This is a genomic window from Starkeya nomas, assembly GCF_902703545.1.
In the GTDB taxonomy this organism is placed as follows: domain Bacteria; phylum Pseudomonadota; class Alphaproteobacteria; order Rhizobiales; family Xanthobacteraceae; genus Ancylobacter; species Ancylobacter moscoviensis.
Map to the genome: position 1 here is coordinate 859,418 of NZ_CACSAS010000001.1, position 20,842 is coordinate 880,259.

The 20,842-nt window shown below is 67.5% G+C and carries 18 protein-coding genes; 11 read left to right on the plus strand and 7 right to left on the minus strand.

Annotated features, from left to right (window positions below):
• Nucleotides 1-134 precede the first annotated feature (134 nt).
• From STARVERO_RS04170 to STARVERO_RS04180, 3 genes are all read left to right on the plus strand, one after another.
• Nucleotides 135-1,643: a leucyl aminopeptidase gene (locus tag STARVERO_RS04170; RefSeq protein WP_159598006.1), complete on the plus strand. Its 1,509-nt coding sequence runs from the start codon at nt 135-137 to the stop codon at nt 1,641-1,643.
• 67 nt (nt 1,644-1,710) lie between these two features.
• The gene (locus tag STARVERO_RS04175; protein WP_144342974.1) at nt 1,711-2,157 is read left to right on the plus strand and encodes a DNA polymerase III subunit chi; all 447 of its coding nucleotides are present in this window, start codon (nt 1,711-1,713) and stop codon (nt 2,155-2,157) included.
• A 319-nt stretch (nt 2,158-2,476) separates the two neighbouring features.
• A complete protein-coding gene (locus STARVERO_RS04180) occupies nt 2,477-3,766 on the plus strand; it encodes a porin (RefSeq protein WP_244616565.1) in 1,290 nt (429 codons plus the stop codon).
• A 351-nt stretch (nt 3,767-4,117) separates the two neighbouring features.
• Here STARVERO_RS04180 and STARVERO_RS04185 read toward each other — a convergent pair whose 3' ends face one another.
• Together STARVERO_RS04185 and STARVERO_RS04190 are read right to left on the minus strand one after the other, a co-directional pair.
• Nucleotides 4,118-5,989, minus strand: coding sequence for an ABC-F family ATP-binding cassette domain-containing protein (locus STARVERO_RS04185; protein WP_159598007.1), 1,872 nt, complete (start codon nt 5,987-5,989; stop codon nt 4,118-4,120).
• 81 nt (nt 5,990-6,070) lie between these two features.
• Nucleotides 6,071-6,604 carry a DinB family protein gene (locus STARVERO_RS04190; protein ID WP_159598008.1) on the minus strand — a complete coding sequence of 178 codons (534 nt, stop codon included), beginning with the start codon at nt 6,602-6,604 and terminating at the stop codon, nt 6,071-6,073.
• A gap of 252 nt (nt 6,605-6,856) precedes the next feature.
• Between STARVERO_RS04190 and STARVERO_RS04195 the strand changes: the two genes are divergently transcribed.
• Nucleotides 6,857-7,549 (plus strand): aquaporin, encoded by a 693-nt coding sequence (locus tag STARVERO_RS04195; protein ID WP_144342971.1) that lies wholly within the window; start codon nt 6,857-6,859, stop codon nt 7,547-7,549.
• Nucleotides 7,550-7,946: 397 nt separating this feature from the next.
• Here STARVERO_RS04195 and STARVERO_RS04200 read toward each other — a convergent pair whose 3' ends face one another.
• Nucleotides 7,947-8,165 carry a hypothetical protein gene (locus STARVERO_RS04200; RefSeq protein WP_144342970.1) on the minus strand — a complete coding sequence of 73 codons (219 nt, stop codon included), beginning with the start codon at nt 8,163-8,165 and terminating at the stop codon, nt 7,947-7,949.
• A gap of 257 nt (nt 8,166-8,422) precedes the next feature.
• Nucleotides 8,423-8,626, minus strand: coding sequence for a hypothetical protein (locus STARVERO_RS04205; RefSeq protein ID WP_144342969.1), 204 nt, complete (start codon nt 8,624-8,626; stop codon nt 8,423-8,425).
• Nucleotides 8,627-8,845: 219 nt separating this feature from the next.
• Here STARVERO_RS04205 and ndk point away from each other — a divergent pair, with 219 nt between their 5' ends.
• The 4 genes from ndk (at nt 8,846) to STARVERO_RS04225 (ending at nt 13,417) form a co-directional block, all read left to right on the plus strand.
• A complete protein-coding gene (gene ndk, locus STARVERO_RS04210; protein ID WP_144342968.1) occupies nt 8,846-9,268 on the plus strand; it encodes a nucleoside-diphosphate kinase in 423 nt (140 codons plus the stop codon).
• A gap of 360 nt (nt 9,269-9,628) precedes the next feature.
• Nucleotides 9,629-10,330, plus strand: coding sequence for a TerC family protein (locus STARVERO_RS04215; RefSeq protein ID WP_144342967.1), 702 nt, complete (start codon nt 9,629-9,631; stop codon nt 10,328-10,330).
• A gap of 171 nt (nt 10,331-10,501) precedes the next feature.
• Complete coding sequence (locus tag STARVERO_RS04220) at nt 10,502-11,251, plus strand: TerC family protein (protein ID WP_159598009.1); 750 nt, start codon at nt 10,502-10,504, stop codon at nt 11,249-11,251.
• A gap of 66 nt (nt 11,252-11,317) precedes the next feature.
• Nucleotides 11,318-13,417: a molybdopterin-containing oxidoreductase family protein gene (locus STARVERO_RS04225; RefSeq protein ID WP_159598010.1), complete on the plus strand. Its 2,100-nt coding sequence runs from the start codon at nt 11,318-11,320 to the stop codon at nt 13,415-13,417.
• 9 nt (nt 13,418-13,426) lie between these two features.
• On the opposite strand, the gene purN is transcribed toward STARVERO_RS04225, so the two are convergent.
• The 3 genes from purN to STARVERO_RS04240 all read right to left on the minus strand — a co-directional run bounded on the left by purN (nt 13,427) and on the right by STARVERO_RS04240 (nt 16,397).
• Complete coding sequence (purN, locus tag STARVERO_RS04230) at nt 13,427-14,080, minus strand: phosphoribosylglycinamide formyltransferase (protein WP_159598011.1); 654 nt, start codon at nt 14,078-14,080, stop codon at nt 13,427-13,429.
• 8 nt (nt 14,081-14,088) lie between these two features.
• The gene (gene purM, locus STARVERO_RS04235; protein WP_159598012.1) at nt 14,089-15,168 is read right to left on the minus strand and encodes a phosphoribosylformylglycinamidine cyclo-ligase; all 1,080 of its coding nucleotides are present in this window, start codon (nt 15,166-15,168) and stop codon (nt 14,089-14,091) included.
• An 83-nt stretch (nt 15,169-15,251) separates the two neighbouring features.
• Nucleotides 15,252-16,397, minus strand: coding sequence for a benzoate/H(+) symporter BenE family transporter (locus tag STARVERO_RS04240; protein ID WP_159598013.1), 1,146 nt, complete (start codon nt 16,395-16,397; stop codon nt 15,252-15,254).
• A gap of 256 nt (nt 16,398-16,653) precedes the next feature.
• On the opposite strand from STARVERO_RS04240, the gene STARVERO_RS04245 reads away from it, so the two are divergent.
• Genes STARVERO_RS04245 through STARVERO_RS04255 form a run of 3 tightly spaced genes read left to right on the plus strand, consistent with a single transcriptional unit; the run spans nt 16,654 to nt 20,841 of the window.
• A complete protein-coding gene (locus STARVERO_RS04245; protein WP_144342961.1) occupies nt 16,654-17,772 on the plus strand; it encodes an AI-2E family transporter in 1,119 nt (372 codons plus the stop codon).
• A gap of 3 nt (nt 17,773-17,775) precedes the next feature.
• The gene (locus STARVERO_RS04250) at nt 17,776-18,522 is read left to right on the plus strand and encodes a P-loop NTPase family protein (protein WP_244616567.1); all 747 of its coding nucleotides are present in this window, start codon (nt 17,776-17,778) and stop codon (nt 18,520-18,522) included.
• 18 nt (nt 18,523-18,540) lie between these two features.
• Nucleotides 18,541-20,841 carry an RNA degradosome polyphosphate kinase gene (locus tag STARVERO_RS04255; protein WP_244616569.1) on the plus strand — a complete coding sequence of 767 codons (2,301 nt, stop codon included), beginning with the start codon at nt 18,541-18,543 and terminating at the stop codon, nt 20,839-20,841.
• Nucleotide 20,842 lies beyond the last annotated feature (1 nt).

The window sequence follows — 20,842 nt, forward strand, 5'->3', positions numbered from 1 at the left end:
ATAATTGCCCGCGCGATCGGGCGCAAATCGGGCAGCGTGGCCTAATCGTCGCGATCGCCCCGGGAGGCTCGTCGCCCGGCCCGCATTCGGCTAAAGAGAAGGGATCGACTGCCGAGGCCATTCAAGGTGCGAAAATGCCCGATAACGTGAAGATCAGTTTCGCCAAACTCCCGACCGCCCTGGAAGGGATCGTCGTGCTTCTCGCCGCCGAGCCGGCGGAAGGGGAGGGCCCCGCCTTCGCTCCGGCGGTCGAGGCGCTGCTCGCGCCTGCCGGCGATCTGGTGTCGCGCGCCGCGAAGGCGGACCGCTTCACCGGCAAGAATGGCAAGGTGCTCGAGCTCGTGGCGCCGACGGGGCTCGACGCCTCGCGCCTCATCGTGGTGGGCGTGGGCAAGGCGGCCGAGCTGAAGTCGCTCGACTGGCTGAAGATCGGCGGTTCCATCATGGGCCGGCTGCCGGCCTCGGCGAAGGACGTGGGCGTGGTGCTCGCGCTGCCCGGCGGCGAAGTGCCGGCGGAGGCCGCGGCCGAAGTGGCGCTGGGCCTGCGGCTGCGCGCCTATTCCTTCGATCGCTACAAGACCAAGAAGAAGGCCGACGAGGCGACGCCGAAGCCCAGGGCGACTCTTTATATAGGGGACGACGCGGCGGCGAAGCGCGCGTGGAAGAAGCGCGAGGGCACCGGCGAGGGCGTGATCATCGCCCGCGACCTGGTGAACGAGCCGGCCAACGTGCTGACCCCGACTGAATTCGCCAAGCGCACCGGCGACCTCGCCAAGGTCGGCGTCGACGTCGAGGTGCTCGGCGAGAAGGAACTGCGCAAGCTCGGCATGGGTGCGCTTCTCGGCGTCGGCCAGGGCTCGGCGCAGGAGAGCCGCGTCGTGGTGATGCGCTGGAACGGCGGCAAGGCCGGCGAGGCGCCCGTCGCCTTCATCGGCAAGGGCGTGGTGTTCGACACCGGCGGCATCTCCATCAAGCCGGCGGCCGGCATGGAGGACATGAAGGGCGACATGGCGGGCGCCGCCTGCGTCGTCGGCCTGATGCACGCGCTGGCGAGCCGCAAGGCGAAGGTGAACGCGGTCGGCCTCATCGGCCTGGTGGAGAACATGCCCGACGGCAACGCGCAGCGGCCGGGCGACATCGTCACCTCGATGTCCGGGCAGACGATCGAGATCATCAACACCGACGCCGAGGGCCGCCTCGTGCTCGGCGACGTGCTCTGGTACGCCAAGGAGCGCTTCAAGCCGCAGTTCATGGTCGACCTCGCCACGCTCACCGGCGCGATCATGGTCGCGCTCGGCACCGAGCATGCCGGCCTGTTCTCCAACAATGACGCGCTTTCCGAGCGGCTGACCGATTCGGGCCTGTCGACGGGCGAGAAAGTGTGGCGCCTGCCGCTCTCGCCCGACTACGACAAGCTGATCGATTCCAAGTTCGCCGACATGAAGAACACCGGCGGACGATTCGGCGGCTCGATCACCGCCGCGCAGTTCCTGCAGCGCTTCGTCGGCGACGTGCCGTGGGCGCATCTCGACATTGCCGGCACGGGCATGTCCTCGCCGGCGAACGAGTTCAACAAGAGCTGGGGCGCGGGCTGGGGCGTACGCCTGCTCGACCACCTGGTGGCGCGCCACTACGAATCGTGACGTGCCGGGGCCTGCGGTGGAAATGTCTGCCGCAGGCCGAACGGCAGAGGGATGAGCGAAGCCCTTCATGACGGAAGTGTTCTTCTATCATCTGCAGAGCCGGCCGCTCGAGGCGGCGCTGCCGCAGCTTCTGGAGAAATGCCTGGAGCGCGGCTGGCGCTGCGCCGTCCAGACGACCTCCTCCGAGCGGGTCGACGCGCTCGACCAGCTGCTGTGGACCTATGACGAGGCGTCGTTCCTGCCGCACGGCACCGATCGCCAGCCCGAACCGGCTCGCCAGCCGATTCTCCTCACCACCTCCGAATCGAATCCGAACGAGGCTGCGGTCCGATTCCTGATCGACAGCGCGTCGATTCCGGACCTCTCGCCCTATGAGCGGGTGATTCATCTGTTCGACGGAAACGATTCCGACGCCATCGATCAGGCGCGTGGCGCGTGGCGCGAGGCGCGGGCCGGAGGGCACGAGGTGGCCTATTGGCAGCAAGGGCCGGACGGGCGCTGGCAGCGGCGCTGAATCCGGCGGGATGGCGGCAGGCCGTGCCATAATTCAACGGTGCGGCTCGTTCGGCGGCGTTTGACGCCTTTTGTTAAGCCTTGATTTACCAAGGCTTTCCACCATGGCCCCTGCGGGAGCCATCTGCCGGCCGGGCCGTCGTGAAAATTGTGTCTCGATGGCAACACTTCGATGCCGAATGGTCAGCCAGGGCACTTTCCGGCCACTTTCGCTTTGCACCGCCGGGGCGTTTCAAACAATATCACTGTGGATGCCGCGCTTCGCGGCGGGGTCCTGACAACCGAAAACCCAACATTGGTCCAATTTGGGGGAGAATGAAGTGAAGACGGTCATCAAGAATGTGCTGCTCGGCTCGGTCGCCGGGCTTGCTATGGTCGGGACTGCTGCGGCGGCCGATCTGCCTGTGAAGGCGAAGGCTGCGGAATACGTGAAGATCTGCTCCACCTACGGCGCGGGCTTCTATTACATTCCGGGCACCGATACCTGCCTCAAGGTCGGCGGTTACGTCACCGCTGATACCTACTGGACGGATCTGGACGTCAAGGATCGCTACGCTGGTCTGCCGGTCGTCGGTGGCCGTCTCGATCCGGACGGGCAGTTCGACTTCACGACCCGCGCGGCGATCCAGCTCGACGCCCGCACCCAGACCGAGTACGGCACCCTGCGTTCGTACATCGAAGCCCGCTTCGAGGCTGGTGAGTCGTTCGGCTACGGCCAGAACGAAGACGGCACCTCCTTCGGCTTCGACGACGTCGGCGGCAGCGATGCCTACCTGAAGTACGGCTACATCCAGTTCGCCGGCTTCACCTTCGGTCGCGCTCAGTCGACCTTCGACTTCTGGGCCGGCGACTTCTGGTACGGCATCCGTCCGGGTAACTTCTACTCGGATACGACCACCCAGCTCGTGTCGTACACCGCTGACTTCGGCAACGGCTTCTCGGCGACCATCGCCCTCGAAGACGGCTATGCTCGCGACGGCGACTTCGGCGGCACCTACTTCCTGCCCGACTTCACCCTCGACTCCGGGCAGCAGGTTCCGGACGTGGTGGCCAACATCGCTTACGAAGGCACCTGGGGCGCCTTCAAGCTGTCGGGCGCTTACCACGACATCGGTGACGTCTCCTGGTTCGGCGCGCCGGTTTACGGTTCGGACAGCTCCGGCTGGGCGGCTCTGGCCGGTGTTCGCTTCGACTTCGCTGAGACCACCACCCTGTACGTCGAAGGCGCTTACGCCGACGGCGCGCCGGGCTACCTCGGCCTGAAGGGCGCGATCCCGACCGTTGACTACTTCGGCAACACGGTCTCCGGCTGGTACGTCGGTGGTGCTCTGCAGCACTACTGGACCCCGTCGGTGTTCACCAGCGTGGTCGGCAGCTACACCCAGACCGACTCCTTCCAGATCTTCCCGGACGTCAGCGCTGAGTTCGTTGGTTACAACGTCGGCGCCAACATCGGCTGGATCCCGGTCAAGGGCCTGACCCTCGTCCTGCAGTACGACTACCTGTCGGCTGAGTACAAGGGCACGGACGCCTTCTTCCTGCCGCCGGTCGGCTACAGCGAAGAGACCACCCAGAACCGCATCACCTTCTCGGCGAAGCGTTCTTTCTGATCTCTTCCGAGATCCTGACTACGGAAAGCCCCGGCCTTGTGCCGGGGCTTTTTGCTTTTGAGCCGATGCGGATGGGAAGGGGTGAGCCCGGATGCGCGAGGGCGACGCTGGTGAGGGCTCCGCCTGCCTGCCCCTTTGATCGCCGTGTGCAACGGGCAAGGCGCTCAGCCCGACAGGTGCGCGGAGAGTTCGCTTTTTCCGGCACATGGAGAACCCCGTTCGAAGCCATCCTGATACGGATCGGCGAACGGGCTCGGCGTGGCCGAAAATCGGCGGCGCGTTACGAAAGGTGGTGAGCCCGCGGCAGGGCGTGGAGGCCGACGGCAGGGAGCCCCTTCCGGGGCCTTTCGTTCAGGAGGCCATGGCCTCGTCGAGCGCCGTCGAGTGCTCCAGCCACTCTTCTTCCGCCCTTGCCAGGGCCAGGGCGGCGTCGGCGCGCTCGCGGGCGAGGCGCTGGGCTTCGGCCGGATTCTTCACATAGAGCGCTTCGTCGGCCAGCTTCTCATCGAAGACGGCGATGCCCCTCTCCAGCTTGGCCATCGCGGTCTCGATCTCCTTGATCTTCTTGCGCAGCGGAGCCGTCTCCGCCCGCCGGTCGGCGGCCTGCCGCCGTTCATCGGCGCGCGAGCTCGTCGCCTCCTTGCGCTGCGAGGAGGCGCTGCGGCCGACGACGAGCTTCTGATACTCGTCGAGATCCCCGTCATAGGGGCGCACGGTTCCCTCGGCGACCAGCCAGAGGCGTTCGGCACTGGCGTCGAGCAGCGAGCGATCGTGGCTGATCAGGATCACCGCGCCGGGAAAGTCATTGATCGCTTCCATCAGCGCCTGACGCGCGGCGATGTCGAGATGATTGGTCGGCTCGTCGAGGATGAGCAGATGCGGTCCGTGGAAAGCCGCGAGGCCGAGCAGCAGCCGGGCCTTCTCGCCGCCGGACAGCGCGGAAATGGTGGTGTTGGCGGTAGCGCCGGAAAAGCCCATCTCGGCGGCACGCGATCGTACCTTGGCTTCGGGCGTCTCCGGCATCAGCCGGCGCACGTGATCGTAGACCGTCTCGCCGGCGACGAGCTCGTCGAGCTGGTGCTGGGCGAGATAGGCGATCTCCAGGCCCGCCGCCTGGACCATCTTGCCGCCGAGCGGCGCCAGGCGCCCGGAAATCAGCTTGGCGAAGGTCGACTTGCCGTTGCCGTTCGGTCCGAGCAGGGCGATGCGGTCGTCATGGTCGATGCGCAGGGTGAGGTTGCGCAGGATCGGCCGTCCCGGCTCGTAGCCGGCGGATACGCCGTCGAGGGTGAGGATGGGCGGGGAGGGAATACGCTCGGGGTGGCGGATGGAGATCGCCGCCGCGCTTTCGCCGACGGCCTCGGCGATCGGGGCCAGCCGCGCCAGCGCCTTCAGCCGCGATTGCGCCTGCCGCGCCTTGGATGCCTTGGCGCGGAAGCGCTCGACGAAGGCCTCCATGTGCTTGCGCTTGGCTTCCTGCTTGAGGCGCGCTTTCTGGTCAAGCGCCTGCTTCTCGGCCCGCTGGCGCTCGAAGGAATCATAGCCGCCACGCCAGAGCGACAGCTTGCCCTGGTCGAGATGCAGGATGAACTGCACGGATTCGTTCAGCAGCTCGCGGTCGTGACTGACGATGAGCACGGTGCGGGGATAGCGGGCGAGGTAATCCTGCAGCCAGAGCGTGCCTTCGAGATCGAGATAGTTCGTCGGCTCGTCGAGCAGCAGCAGGTCCGGCTCGGCGAAGAGCACGGCGGCGAGCGCCACGCGCATGCGCCAGCCGCCGGAGAATTCCGAGCAGGGCCGCTGCTGCGCCGCTTCGTCGAAGCCGAGGCCGGCGAGGATGCGGGCGGCGCGGGCGGGAGCTGCATGGGCGTCGATATCGACGAGGCGCAGCTCGATCTCGGCGATGCGGGCCGGGTCCGTCGTCTCCTCGCGCTCCCTCAGCAGATGCGCGCGCTCGGTGTCGGCGGCAAGCACGACGTCGATCAGCTTCTCCGGCCCGGCGGGGGCCTCCTGCGCCACCTGACCGATGCGCGCGCCGGCGGGAATGCGGATGTCGCCGGTCTCCAGCGCGATGTCGCCGGTGATGGCGCGGAACAGCGTCGTCTTGCCGGTGCCGTTGCGGCCGACGAGGCCCACGCGCCCGCCCTCGGGCAGGATGGCGGAGGCATGGTCGATCAGCAGTCGCCCGGCGACGCGCAGCGAGATGTCTTCGAATACGATCATGGAGCGTCTTGTGCCGTGCAGTCACCCGCCCGGCAAGAGCGATGGCGGGGCTCGAGGCGCCTGGCGGAGCCTTTGCGACGCCTAGCCCGGCCGCGCGAGGCCGCTCTCGCGCTGGAAGGCGATGAGATCGAGCGACGGCGCGCCCTCATTGCCGAGAAAACCGCTGACGAGGCAATGCAGCTGGCCCCGGTGGTGGGTCTGGTGATTGAAAAAATGGTCGAGCACGGAGGCGAGCGGCTGGACGAAGCGGGCACCCGCCACATTCGCGTAATACAGCTCCGCCGCGAGGGTGGCGGCGTCGAGGCCGTCCATATGGGCGGATATGCGTGCATCCTCGGCGGTCCGTGCCTCGGCAAGCTCCGGCAATGTCCGGAACAGGATGGTATCGAGGCGCGCCGGCTCGTCGCCCGTGCCGGTGATCCGCCGCATCCACAACCGGTCGCCCACAAGCAGATGGTTCAGCGTGCCGTGCACCGAACCGAAGAAGGCGCCGCGATCGGCCCGGTACTGGCCGTCGTCGAGCCGGCCAACCGCCGCGTAAAGGCGCCGGTTGGCCCAGGCGTTGTAGGCGGCGAGATCGCGGTAGCGGCGGACGAAGAGCTGGTCGGGCGTCATGGCTGGGCTCGCGGGGACAGGGATCCGGTGCCGCTGGGCGGCGCTGCACACTGATTGGGCCATGCTGCCCGGGCGGGATGTCGTTGGCCAATTCCCTCTCGTGATGGCCGCCATCACACGCGCATGTGAATGGTAGGCCGATCCGTGCCCCTCAAGGGCTTGACCCGAATCGCCGTGAGGCATCTCCTCGCCGGAGGTACGTACCTATGGGGCGTATCCCAATTCGGGCGTCATTGAACAAGGAATAGGCGCATGAAGAAATATGTCGCTGAATTCATCGGCACCGCCGTTCTGGTGCTTTTCGGGTGCGGTTCGGTCGTCGTGACCGGCTTCGCCGAGGCCTCGCCGGTCTGGTTCCTGGCGGTCGCCTTCGCCTTCGGTCTGTCGGTAACGGCGATGGCCTATGGCATCGGGCCGATCTCGGGCTGCCACATCAACCCCGCCGTCAGCGTCGGCGTGTGGGCGGCCGGACGTCTCTCCTTCGCTGACCTCATCGGCTACATCATCTTCCAGGTGCTCGGCGGCATCGCCGGCGCGGCGCTGCTCTACCTCATCATGTCCGGCAAGATCGGCGGCTTCGATATCGCAACCGCGGGCCTCGGCCAGAATGGCTGGGGTGAGGGCTATGGCCGCAATTTCGGCCTCTCGACTGCGATCCTTGCCGAGCTGATCGGCACCTTCGTGTTCCTTGTCGTGATCCTCGGCGCGACCAGCAAGGCCGGCACCACCCCGGTCGCGGGCCTCGCCATCGGCCTGACGCTGGTGCTGATCCACATCGTGTTCATTCCGGCCACCGGCGTGTCGGTCAACCCGGCCCGCAGCATCGGCCCGGCGCTGTTCGTCGGCGGCAAGGCGCTGGAGCAGCTCTGGCTGTTCGTCGTGATTCCGCCGATCGGCGCGCTGATCGCCGGCCTGCTGTTCAAGGCCAAGCTGCTCGAAGACTGAGTTCGGCATCGAAGGCACCGGGCGGCGGAGGATGCTTCGTCGCCCGGTTCTTTTCCGGCATCCGGACGGGTGCCCAGAAACGGCGACGGTCCGGACCGGACCGTGCTTGCGGCGACAAAATAAACCCCGGCCCTGCGAGGACAGGACCGGGGCTTTTTTTCGAGCGCGTGCCGGGTCGGCGGGAACGGCCTGCGTCGAGCGATCTTCCGTTGCCGGAACGCGCTTATCCTGCACGCGCCAGTGCAACGGCGGCTGAACGCGCCGTTGGCCGATGTTCATCTTCCGGCGGGCGGATAAAAGTTGCCCCGGCTCCCTGGGGGAGGAGCCGGGGCGCTAAGGGCTCGCGTGGGGCTTGGGGGAGTGGGGATGCCGCGAGCCAAGTCTCGAAAAGCCAGCGTCAGTAGCAGACCGCGCGTTCGACCTGGACCATGCGGCCCGCATCGCTCAGCCAGCGGCCCTGGGTCACGCAGTCGCCGGCGACTTCCTCAGTCGGAATCTCCACCGTCGCGACCGGTACCTGACGCTTGAAATATCCAGTGGCGGATGCCGCGCCGATGAACAGGGCGGTGAAGCCCATGGCTGCAGCAACGGCGCTTATGACAATGGTCTTGAACATGCCCGCACCTCATCCACCACCCGGTGGACGGGGCCACCGGCGTTCTAACCTGTCATTACTTCTCTCTCAACTTCGGAAGGAGACGCGGAGGCCGCCACATACTCGCCAGCGTCGCGATTATTTCTCGCGCGTCTGGCGGAACGAAACAATACGCGTTCGTTCATACGTGTTTGCCTCAATCCAATCCGTTAACGTCCCCTTAACGTGCGTGCTCGCGGTAAAGTTCCAAGGGGCGTTCATGAAGTCGTGATCGACTTTTATTCGGCGAATACGCAGCGGCGTTCCCTGATCATGCGCGGCGCGCCGTCCGTGAAGGTGGCGCGGCGTTCCATGAAGCAGGTCTTGTAGCCCGCCGGCTCTTCGGCGCTGGTCGTCGCGTCGGCGGGCGGCAGGAAGGAAAGCGTGAGCAGGCCAACCACGATGGCGGCCGCGCTCAAGGCAATGATCAGGCACTTCTTCATCTTCGTCATCCCTGCGGGCGGTCGGCCGCCTCGTGTCGACGAACAGATGGCGCGTTGCGCGACGCTCCGCAACCTAGCCCTTTCGACGTCGCACGATTCCACCGGACAGCTGTCCAAACGCTGTCGAGAACGCCGCGTTCCCTCATCTTGTCCGGATCGGGAGGCGCCGCTATAAGCCGCTGCGAACCAACGTCCCCCACAGTCCCAGGGAATGAGACCATGGCGCTCGAGCGCACTTTTTCGATCATCAAGCCCGACGCCACCCGGCGTAACCTCACGGGCGCCATCAACGCCTATATCGAGAAGGCGGGCCTGCGCATCGTCGCGCAGAAGCGCATGCTTCTGACCCGCGCCCAGGCCGAGACCTTCTACGCGGTGCACAAGGAGCGCCCCTTCTTCGGCGAGCTCGTGGACTTCATGATCTCCGAGCCGATCGTCGTGCAGGTGCTGGAAGGCGAGAACGCCGTCGCCAAGTACCGCGACGTGATGGGCGCCACCAACCCGGCCAACGCCGCCGAAGGCACCATCCGCAAGGATTTCGCCCTTTCGGTCGGCGAGAACTCGGCCCATGGCTCCGACAGCCTGGACAACGCCAAGATCGAGATCGCCCAGTTCTTCGCGGGCAACGAGATCGTCGGCTGATCGCCACAGTTCTCGCGGCTTCCTCCGCTAAGGTCACGCCCCGTCGGTACATGCCGGCGGGGCGTTGTCGTTTTGCGCAGCAGCGTAGAACTGCGCGCCCGCAGCACGATCCGGCCAGGAAATTTCGGTATTCGGGCTTGGCCACCCCATGAATTATTATGTATGTTGCTGTCATGGCGCTGCGGGGGTCCGGCCACGGAGAAGTGGCCCGCAGCGGGGATGCCGTTATGGCGCGCCAAGAGCGCCCGGGAGTGGGCCCGCCGGAGCCACCTCCTCTTGCCTCACCGTAGCACGGCGCGCCAACGCCGAACGAACCATATTCTTGTCCCGTCCACGCGGACGGGCGGTGAGGGAACGACAATGAGCTATCTTGAGCCGCTTTTCTGGCTGGCACTGCTGAAAATCATCTGGATCAACGTGCTGTTGTCCGGCGACAACGCCGTGGTCATCGCCATGGCCTGCCGTTCGCTGCCCGACCGGCTGCGGCGCACCGGCATGATCCTCGGCGCGGGCGTCGCCGTCGGCATGCGTGTCGTCTTCACCGCCATCATCGCGGTGCTGCTCGGCCTGCCCTGGCTGCGCATCGTGGGTTCGCTGGCGCTGATGTACATCGCCGTCGATCTGGTGCTGCCGGAAGAAGCCGAGGATGGCGGCGTCGCGGCTCATGACAGCCTGTGGCGCGCGGTCGGCACCATCGCCGTGGCGGATCTGGTGATGAGCCTCGACAATGTGGTGGCCATCGCCGCCGTGGCCGACGGCAACTGGGCGCTTATCGTCATCGGCCTCGTCATTTCCATTCCCATGATCATCGCCGGCGCGGCGCTGATCATGGGCCTGCTGTCGCGTTTCCCCGTGCTGGTCTGGGCCGGCGCGGCGTTGCTCGGCTGGGTCGCGGGCGAGATGTTCATGTCGGACGTCAAGGTGCTCGAATATCTCGGTGAGAGCGTTGTCCATAATGTCGAGTACGTCGCTGCCGCGGTCGGCGCGGCACTGGTGCTGGCGATCGGATGGACGCTGTCGCGCCGGCGCAGCGCGCATTCGACGGGTTCGCACGGTTCGTAAGAGCGTCGGGATTCCCTCCCCGTAGACGCCCGCGGCCTCGCACGTCGCGGGCGTCTTCAGTTCGAGGGGAGAATGCTGGCCTACTTAATAAGGTATGCCAGTTTTCTTCCCATGACGGGGGACAGGAAACTCTCGCGACGCATCAAGGCTTAGACGATCAGAGAGGATAAGATGGATTTCACAAGCCCCGTCTTCTGGGTGTCCCTGCTCCAGATCATCTGGATCGACCTGCTGTTGTCGGGCGACAACGCGGTCGTCATAGCGCTGGCGTGCCGCTCGCTGCCGGAGAAGCAGCGCAAATGGGGCATCCTGCTCGGCGCCGGCGCGGCCGTCGGCCTGCGCATCCTGTTCGCCCTGGCGGTGTCCTTCCTGCTCGGCGTGCCCTTCCTCAAGGTGGTCGGTGCCGTTCTGCTGTTCTGGATCGCGATCAAGCTGGTCCTCGACGAGGGCGGCGAGGGGCATCATGTCGAGAGCGCGGACAGCCTCTGGAAGGCGGTGCGCACCATCGCCATCGCCGACGCGGTGATGAGCCTCGACAACGTGGTCGCCATCGCCGCCGCGGCGCGCGGCCATGCCGAGCTGTTCATCTTCGGCCTGCTGCTCACCATCCCGCTCATCGTCTTCGGCTCGCAGCTCATCCTGAAGCTGATCTCGCGCTTCCCGATCCTCGTCTGGTTCGGCGCGGCGCTGCTCGGCTGGATCGCCGGCGAGATGCTGGTGAGCGACAAGGTGGCGCTGGAGGCCATGCAGGGCTGGTCGGCGAACCTCGTCGAGGTGGTGCAGGACCCCGAGGATCCGATCGGCCTGAAGGCGGCGGCGCTGCCGCACTATCTGGCGGCGGTGATCGGCGCGGCCTTCGTGATCGGCTTCGGCTGGATCGTGAAGAGCCGCCGCTCGGAGGCCACCGTCGGCTCGCACTGAGCCGGTCCTCCGTTACGGTGTGAAAAGACAGGGCGCTCCGCTACCATGGTGGCGGAGCGCCTTTTCATGAATCAGCATATCTCGCCGACCATCCCGCCTGTCCGCACCGGCTATTCCGCCTGCCCGCACGACTGCCCCTCCACCTGCGCGCTGGAGATCGACATTTCCGGCGGGCGCATCGGGCGCGTGCGCGGCTCCAGCGCCAACACCTTCACCGCCGGGGTGATCTGCGCCAAGGTCGCGCGCTATGCCGAGCGCGCGAACCATCCCGACCGGCTGACGCAGCCGCTGCGGCGTGTTGGACCGAAGGGGGAGGGTGCCTTCGCTCCCATCTCCTGGGATGAGGCGCTGGACGAGATCGCGGAGGCGTTCCGCAAGGCCGAGCGCGCGCACGGGCCGGAGGCGGTCTGGCCCTATTACTACGCGGGCACGATGGGGCTGGTGATGCGCGACGGCATCAACCGGCTGACCCACGCCAAGGGGTATTCGCGCTTCTTCTCATCGATCTGCGTCAATCCGGCCTGGAGCGGCCTGCTCGCCGGCACGGGCAGGCTGGCGGGGCCCGACCCGCGCGAGATGGCCAAGGCGGATCTGGTGGTGATCTGGGGCACCAATCCGGTGGCGACGCAGATCAACGTGATGACCCATGCCATCCGTGCCCGCAAGGAGCGGGGCGCGAAGATCGCGGTGGTCGACGTCTATCGCTCTCCGACCATGGAGCAGGCCGATATCCCGGTGCTGATCCGCCCCGGCACGGACGGTGCGTTGGCCTGCGCCATCATGCATGTGCTGTTCCGCGACGGTTTCGCGGACCGCGCCTATCTCGCCGCGTTCGCCGACGATGCCGCCGGCCTCGAAGCGCATCTTCGCACGCGCGATCCGGAATGGGCGGCCCACATCACCGGCATGCCGGTCACCGAGATCGAAGCCCTCGCCCAGGCCATAGGCCGGACGCCGAAGACCTTCATCCGCGCCGGCTACGGCTTCACCCGCTCGCGCAACGGCGCGGTGGCGATGCACGCGGTGAGCTGCATCCCCACCGTGACCGGCGCCTGGCAGCACGAGGGCGGCGGCCTGTTCCATTCCAACAGCGCCATCTATAGCTGGAACAAGCAGATGGTCGAGGGGCGCGACATCCGGGGCGTCACCTCGCGCGAGCTCGACCAGTCGCGCATCGGCGACATCCTGACCGGCGATCCGGAAGCGCTGGTCGGCGGGCCGCCGGTGACGGCCATGCTGATCCAGAACACCAATCCGGTGTCGGTCGCTCCCGATCAGGAGAAGGTGCGGCGCGGCTTCGCGCGGGAAGACCTGTTCGTCGCCGTGCACGAGCAGTTCATGACCGAGACGGCGCGGATGGCGGATATCGTGCTGCCGGCGACCATGTTCACCGAACATGACGACCTCTATCAGGGCGGCGGCAACCAGTATGTCATCCTCGGCCCCAAGCTGGTGGAGCCGCCCGGCGAATGCCGCTCGAACCATGAGGTGATCTGCGCGCTGGCCGAGCGCCTCGGTGCGGAGCACCAGGGTTTCCGGATGAGCCCGCGCGAGCACATCGACTGGATGCTGCAGGCGACCGGCCGCGGCACGGTGGAGGAGCTGGAGGAGAAGCGCTTCCTCGACATCCAGCCGGATTTCGAGACGGCGCACTATTTGAAGGGCTTCAGCTGGCCGGACGGCAAGTTTCGCCTCAAGCCGAACTGGGCGAAGGTGCCCTATGCGGCGCCGGCCAAGTTCGGGCCCTACGAGACCATGCCGCAATGGCCGGACCACTGGGCGGTGATCGAGGAGGCGACGGAGGATTTCCCCTTCCGCCTCGTGACCTCGCCGGCCCGTTCCTTCCTCAATTCCAGCTTCACGGAGACGCCGGGCTCCATCGCCCGCGAAAAGCGGCCGGAACTGATGGTCCACCCCGAGGACGCCGCTGCGCACGGGCTCGGCGAGGGCGATCTCGCCCGGGTGACGAGCGAGCGCGGCGCCGTGCTCCTCCATGTGCGGCTGTTCGACGGGCTGCGGCGCGGCGTGGCGGTGGCTGAATCGATCTGGCCGAACCGCTCTCATCAAGGTGGCCGTGGCATCAACAGCCTGACGGGCTCCGACCCCGTCGCCCCCGTGGGCGGCGCGGCGCTGCACGACAACCGGGTGCGGATCGAGCGGGCGTGAGGCGCGCCCTTATCCCGCCGGTGGCACGACGAGGGCGGGAGGGATGGTCTCGAATTCGTCGACGGCGACGCGGTTTCCCGCCAGCCGCGCCCGGCCGTCGCTGACGAGGCGCAACGCGGCCGGATAGATCACGTGCTCCTGCTCCAGCACGCGCGCGCCCAGCGTGTCCGGCGTGTCGGCCTCCAGCACCGGCACGGCGGCCTGCATGATGATCGGCCCGACATCCATCTCGGCGGTGACGAAGTGCACCGTGCAGCCGTGGATCTTCACGCCTTCCGCCAGCGCCCGCTCATGGGTGTGCAGGCCCTTGAAGCTGGGCAGCAGGGCGGGATGGATGTTGATCATCCGGCCCGACCATTTCTGGGTGAAGCCGGCGGTGAGAAGGCGCATGAAGCCGGCCAGGCACACGAGGTCGACCTGCTCCTCCGCCAGCGCCGCGTCGAGCGCCGCGTCGAAACCGGCGCGATCCGCGAAGGCCTTGTGATCGATGATGCGGGTCGGGATGTTGGCCGCCTGCGCGCGGGCGAGGCCGTGCGCGTCGGGCCGGTTGGAGATCACCACCGCGATCTCCGCCGGAAAGTCCGGCGCGGCCGCCGCCTCGATCAGCGACATCATGTTGGAGCCGCGCCCGGAGATGAGGACGGCCACGCGGGGCTTCGTCATCACGGACCTCAGAGCCGCTCGCCGACGGCCAGCGTGCCATCATAGACGGTATGCGCGGAGCCTTCACCCGGCTCGATGGCACCGAGATGCACCACCTCCTCGCCGGCATCGGCGAAGGCGTCGGCCACCGTCTCGGCATCCTCGGGCGCGCAGACCACGACCATGCCGATGCCGCAGTTGAAGGCGCGCAGCATTTCCTCCGGCGCGACCTTGCCCACCTGCGCCAGCCAGCGGAACACCGGCGGGACGGCGAGCCCGGAGAGATCGATGCGCCCGATCGTGTGCTTGGGCAGCACGCGCGGGAGATTCTCGGTGAGGCCGCCGCCGGTGATGTGGGCGAGCGCCTTCACCTTGCCGGTCGAGCGGATCGCCGCCAGCGAGGACTTCACATAGAGCCGCGTCGGGGTGAGCAGCGCCTCGCCGAGCGTCACCGACGGCGCGAACGGCGCGGGCGCGTCCCAGGGGAGCCCGGAGACCTCGACGATGCGGCGCACCAGCGAATAGCCGTTGGAGTGCACGCCGGAGGAGGCGAGGCCGAGAAGCACGTCGCCCGGCCGCACGTTCGGCGAGGGCAGGAGATGGCCGCGCTCCACGGCGCCGACCGAGAAGCCGGCGAGGTCGTAGTCGCCATCGGCATACATGCCGGGCATTTCGGCGGTTTCGCCGCCGATCAGCGCGCAGCCGGCCTCGGCGCAACCCTTCGCGATGCCGGCGACGATCTTCGCGCCGACATCCGGCGCGAGCTTGCCGGTGGCGAAATAGTCCAGGAAGAACAGCGGCTCGGCGCCCTGGACCACGAGGTCGTTGACGCACATGGCCACGAGGTCGATGCCGATGGTGTCGTGCCGGCCGGTCTCGATGGCGATCTTCAGCTTGGTGCCGACGCCGTCGGTGGTGGCGACGATGAGCGGGTCCTTGAAGCCGGCGGCCTTGGGGTCGAACACGCCGCCGAAGCCGCCGATCTCCGCGTCGGCGCCGGGCCGGCGCGTCGCCTTCACCAGCGGCTTGATGAGGTCGACCAGCCGGTTGCCGGCGTCGATGTCGACGCCCGCGTCGCGATAGCTGAGGCCCTTGTCCGTACCGCTCATCTCAACCCGTTCCGGCCGTTTTTCGAGGATGTCGGGGGCTTAGCCGCTTATCGGCGCCCCCGCAAGCCGGAGCGGGTTCGGGGTCAGCGCTTGCCGGCGTGATCGATGCCCAGCGCGATCAGCCCGGCCGTCAGTCCCCAGAAGGCCGAGCCGATGTCGAACAGCGACACGCCGGAAGCGGTGACGGCGAAGGTGAGCACGGCGGGAAAGCGCTTGGCTGCATCGCCCATGGCGGTGCCGAGCGCGTTCACCAGCGGGCCGAGCAGGGCGAGGCCGGCAAAGGTCGCCACCAGTCCGGGGGGGAGGGCGGCGATGAGCGCGACGACGAAGGCGCCGCCGGCGGCCAGAACGAGATAGCTGAGCGCGTAGAAGGGCGTCGCCATCCACCGCTTTTGCGGATCGGGATGGGTGTCCGGCCCGGTGCAGATCGACGCCGTGATGGCGGCGAGGTTGCTGGTCAGCGAGCCGAAGGGCGCGGTGATCAGCGAGGCGACCGCCGTCGAGGCGAGGATGGACTGGGTGGGCGGCTTGTAGCCGGCCGCCTGCAGCACGGCGAAGCCCGGCAGGTTCTGCGAGGCCATGGTGACGACATAGAGCGGCAGGCCGATACCGATCAGCGCCTGCGTGTCGAAGCGCGGCAGGATGAATTCGAGTGTCGGCAGCGGCGTGCCGGAGGGCAGCGGTCCGACGAGGCCGAGGAAGAAGGCGAGCGCGATGCCGATGACCAGCACGGCGAGCACCGAGCCGAACGGGCTGATGCGCCGGGCGACAAGGAAGACCAGCACGAGCGGCAGCACCAGCAGCGGATCGGCCTGCCCGGCGGTGAAGACGGCGGTGCAGAAGCGGAACAGCACGCCGGCCAGCATGGCCGCGGCAATGGCGACCGGCAGGCGCTGCACCAGCGAGCCCAGCGGCTTGACCGCGGCGGTGATCAGAATGAGCACGCCCGCGAGCAGGAAGGCGCCGACGGCGGTCTCCACGGTCAGCCCGTGCGAGCCGGCGATCAGTGCCGCGCCCGGCGTCGTCCAGGCGGTGATGATCGGCATGCGGTGGCGCCAGCCGAGCCAGGCGGAGGTCAACGCCATGGACAGGCACAGGCCGACGACGCCCGAGGTCGTCTGCCCCGGCGTGGCGCCGACCGCCTGCGCGGCGGCGACGATCAGGGCGAGCGTGCCGCCGAACCCGACGAGGGCGGCGACGACGGCGGAGGTGACGAGGGAGGAGCGCATCGGAGGGATCACGGCAGGCAGACCAGGACACCGCCTTGTGCCACGTCGCGGCCGATGCGTCACGGTCCCGCAGGGTGAAGAGTGGCTCTTCTTCCGCGAGGCAGGCGCCGGCGGCGGGCCGTGGCGGCCGCCCGGACCACCCCACCGGCCCTCCCGGCTGTGAATGGCGGGGGCGGTATCGCTTGTACATCGCTCGCGCCGCATTTTCCTGTATCTATGATGCGACGCGTAACGGTTGTTGGTGAGGTGCGTTCGCATGGCCTGGCACAAGCAGGTGACGTTCTGGCTGACCGTGCTGGCGCTGTTCATCGCGGCGGCCTGGCTGCTCAGCAGCGTGCTGCTGCCCTTCGTCGCCGGCCTCGCGCTCGCCTATTTCCTCAATCCGGTGACGACCCGGCTGGAGCATTGGGGCGTCAACCGGCTGGTGGCGTCGCTGGCGGCGATCGCGCTGACCCTGCTGCTCGCCATCCTGCTCATGCTGCTGGTGGTGCCGATCTTCGGCGCCCAGCTCGCCGCCTTCATCCAGCGGCTGCCCGAATACATCGTCAAGCTGCAGAATCTGATGACCGGCGAGCGGGCCGAGTGGCTGCGCGACTTCGTCGGCGACCGCATGCCCAGCATCCAGCAGGGGCTCGGCGATCTGGTCACCCAGGGCGCGGCCTACATGCTCACCCTGATCCAGGGGCTGTGGACCGGCGGGCAGGCGCTGATCTCGCTGTTCTCGCTGCTCGTCATCACGCCGGTGGTCGCCTTCTACATCCTGAACGACTGGAACCACATGGTGGAGAAGGTCGATTCCTGGCTGCCGGTGAAGAACCGCGAGGTGATCCGCAGCCTCGCCATGCAGATGGACCGCGCCATTGCCGGCTTCGTGCGCGGGCAGTCGATGGTGTGCGTGATCCTCGGCAGCTTCTATGCCGTCAGCCTCACCATGGCGGGGCTGAACTTCGGCTTCGTCATCGGTTTCGTTTCGGGGATCATCACCTTCATCCCCTATGTCGGCTCGCTGACCGGGCTGGTGCTGGCGGGCGGCGTCGCCATCGTGCAGTTCTTCCCCGACTACACCATGATCGCGGTGGTCATCGGCATCTTCATCTTCGGCCAGTTCATCGAGGGCTACATCCTCTCGCCCAAGCTGGTCGGCGACAGCGTCGGGCTGCACCCCGTCTGGCTGATGTTCGCCCTGTTGGCCTTCGGCTATCTGCTCGGCTTCCTCGGCCTGCTGCTCGCCGTGCCACTGGCGGCAGCCGTGGGCGTGCTCGTTCGCTTCGCCATCAGCCGCTACCTCGAAAGCCCGCTCTACACGGGCGAGGGTGAACCCTCGGGCGCGCCGCCGGAACCCGCCCTGACGGCGCCGGAAGTGCGGGCGCACTGAGCCATGGCGTCGCGCCAGCTGCCGCTCGACCTCCCGCACGCCGACAGCCGGACACGGGACGACTTCCTGCCCGGTCCGGCGAACGAGGCGGCTCTGGCGCTGATCGACGCCTGGCCGGACTGGCCGGCGCGCGCGGTCGCGCTGGTGGGGCCGGAGGGGTCGGGCAAATCGCATCTTTCGGCCATCTTCGCGGAGGCGGCCGAGGCGCCCGTCGTGGCGGCGGCGGCGCTCGACATCACCGCCATTCCCGTCCTGCTGGCCGGCGGCGCGCTGGTGGTGGAGGACCTCGGCGAAGGGCCGCTGCCCGAGGCGGCGCTGTTCCATCTGCTCAATCTGGTCGGCGAGCAGCGCGCCAGCCTTCTGGTGACGGCTCGCCGCTCTCCCGCCGCACTGGCGGAGACGGTGGCGACGCGGGATCTGGCCTCGCGCCTGCGGGCGATGCCCGCCGTCACGCTTGGGCCGCCGGACGAGCCACTGCTGGCGGCGGTGGCCGTCAAGCTGTTCGCCGACCGCCAGATCGTTCCCGACGAGGGGCTGCTGAACTACCTTCTGCCGCGCGTGGAGCGCTCCATCGCCGGCCTTCGCGATATCGTGGCCGAGCTCGACCGCGAAGCGCTGGCCCGCAAGCGACCCCTGACGCGGGCGCTGGCGTCGGAATTGCTGCGTGCCCGCATGGCGGTAGCGGAAGGCGAGGGCCTCAGCCACGAGGAGACGTCCGACGCCGTGCCCGCCCACCCCTTCACGACTTGACCATAGGTTAGGCGCATCATGTCATCCAGCCGTCACGAAGCCCGGCGACCTTCCCGCCGGACAAAGCGGGTACCCCGCAAGAAGGATGGAGTGGCAAGGGTGAGCGAAACCGAATCGCAGGTCGAGGCGGAAGTCGAGGTGGGACAGGCCCCGGCGCATGAGCCCGTGGCGACGCGGCCGCTCGAGGACGAGCTGATGACCTCGCCCGAGCGCTTCATCAACCGCGAGCTTTCCTGGCTGCAGTTCAACCGCCGCGTGCTGGAAGAGGCGTCCAACGGCGAGCATCCGCTGCTGGAGCAGCTGCGCTTCCTCTCCATCTCCGCGAACAATCTGGACGAGTTCTTCATGGTCCGCGTGGCGGGGCTGAAGGAGCAGGTGCGCGAGGGCTATGGCGGGCGCAGCCCGGACGGGCTGACCCCGGCCGAGCAGCTTCCGCTAATCGGCGCTGCGACGGCGCAGCTTGCCCAGGACCAGCAGGCGCGCTGGGGCGAGCTGCGGAAGGAGCTCGTCGGCAGCGGTATCGTGCTGGTGGACGGCGCGGATGTCGAGCGCACCGACCGGGCCGTGCTGGACGACTTCTTCCTCGCCCACGTCTTCCCGGTGCTGACGCCGCTGGCTATCGACCCGGCGCATCCTTTCCCGTTCATTCCCAACCTGGGCTTCTCGCTGGCGCTCCAGCTCTCCCGCATCCATGACGGGCGGGCGATGAACGCGCTCATTCGCGTACCGGCGAAGATCGACCGGTTCATCCGCCTGCCGGACGGCGAGAACGGCACGCAGCGCTTCATCACCCTGGAGCAGATGATCGGCCTGTTCATCGGCCGCCTGTTCCCCGGCTATCAGGTGAAGGGGCAGGGCGGCTTCCGCATCATCCGCGACAGCGACCTCGAAGTGGAGGAAGAGGCCGAGGACCTGATGCGCCAGTTCGAGACGGCGCTGAAGCGCCGGCGCCTCGGGCAGGTGATCCGGCTGGAGATCGACGCGTCCATGCCGGAGGAGCTGCGCTCCTTCGTGGCCCGCGAACTCGGCGTCGCCGGGGACGAGATCTTCCTCGTGGACGGCGTGCTGGCGCTCAACGAGTTCAGCCAGCTCGTCGGCATCGATCGGCCGGACCTCAAGTTCAAGCCATATAATCCGCGCTTTCCCGAGCGCATCCGCGATCATGCGGGCGACTGCTTCGCGGCGATCCGCGAGAAGGACCTCGTGGTCCATCACCCCTACGAATCCTTCGACGTGGTGGTGCAGTTCCTGCGTCAGGCGGCGCGCGACCCGAACGTCGTCGCCATCAAGCAGACGCTCTACCGAACCTCCTCCGACAGCCCGATCATCAAGGCGCTGGCCGAGGCGGCGGAGGCCGGCAAGTCGGTCACCGCGCTGGTCGAGCTCAAGGCGCGCTTCGACGAGGAGGCGAACATCCGCTGGGCGCGTGATCTGGAGCGCGCCGGCGTGCAGGTGGTGTTCGGCTTCCTGGAGCTGAAGACCCACGCCAAGCTGTCGCTGGTGGTGCGCCGCGAGGGCGGCTCGCTGGCGAGCTACTGCCATGTCGGCACGGGCAACTACCACCCGATCACGGCCCGCATCTACACCGACCTGTCCTTCTTCACCGCCGATCCGGTGATCGGCCGCGACGTGGCGCGCATCTTCAACTTCATCACCGGCTACGCCGAGCCGGCGGAGCTGGAGACGATGTCCATCGCCCCGCTCACGCTGAAGAAGCGCATCCTCGAGCACATCGACGCCGAGATCGGCTTCGCCAAGGCCGGCAAGCCGGCGGCGATCTGGCTGAAGATGAACTCGCTGGTCGATCCGATGATCATCGACGCGCTCTACCGCGCCAGCCAGAACGGCGTGCCGATTGACATCGTGGTGCGCGGCATCTGCTGCCTGCGTCCCGGCGTGCCCGGCCTGTCGGAGAACATCCGCGTCAAGTCCATCGTCGGGCGCTTCCTGGAGCACGGGCGCATCTACGCCTTCGGCAACGGCCACGGCCTGCCGCATTCGGAGGCGGCGCTCTACATCTCCTCCGCCGACCTGATGCCGCGCAATCTCGACCGCCGCGTCGAGACGCTGTGCCCGATTACCAACCCTACCGTCCACATGCAGATTCTCGACCAGATCATGGTCGCCAACCTGCGCGATAACCAGCAGAGCTGGAACGTGTTGCCCGACGGCTCCTCGCAACGCATAGTGCCGGCCGAGGGCGAGGAAAAATTCAACGCCCAGCAGTATTTCATGACCAATCCGAGTCTGTCTGGACGTGGCAAGTCGCTCAAAGAATCGTCGCCGCGAAACCTCCTCCGACGCCGCGAGCGTGCGTGAT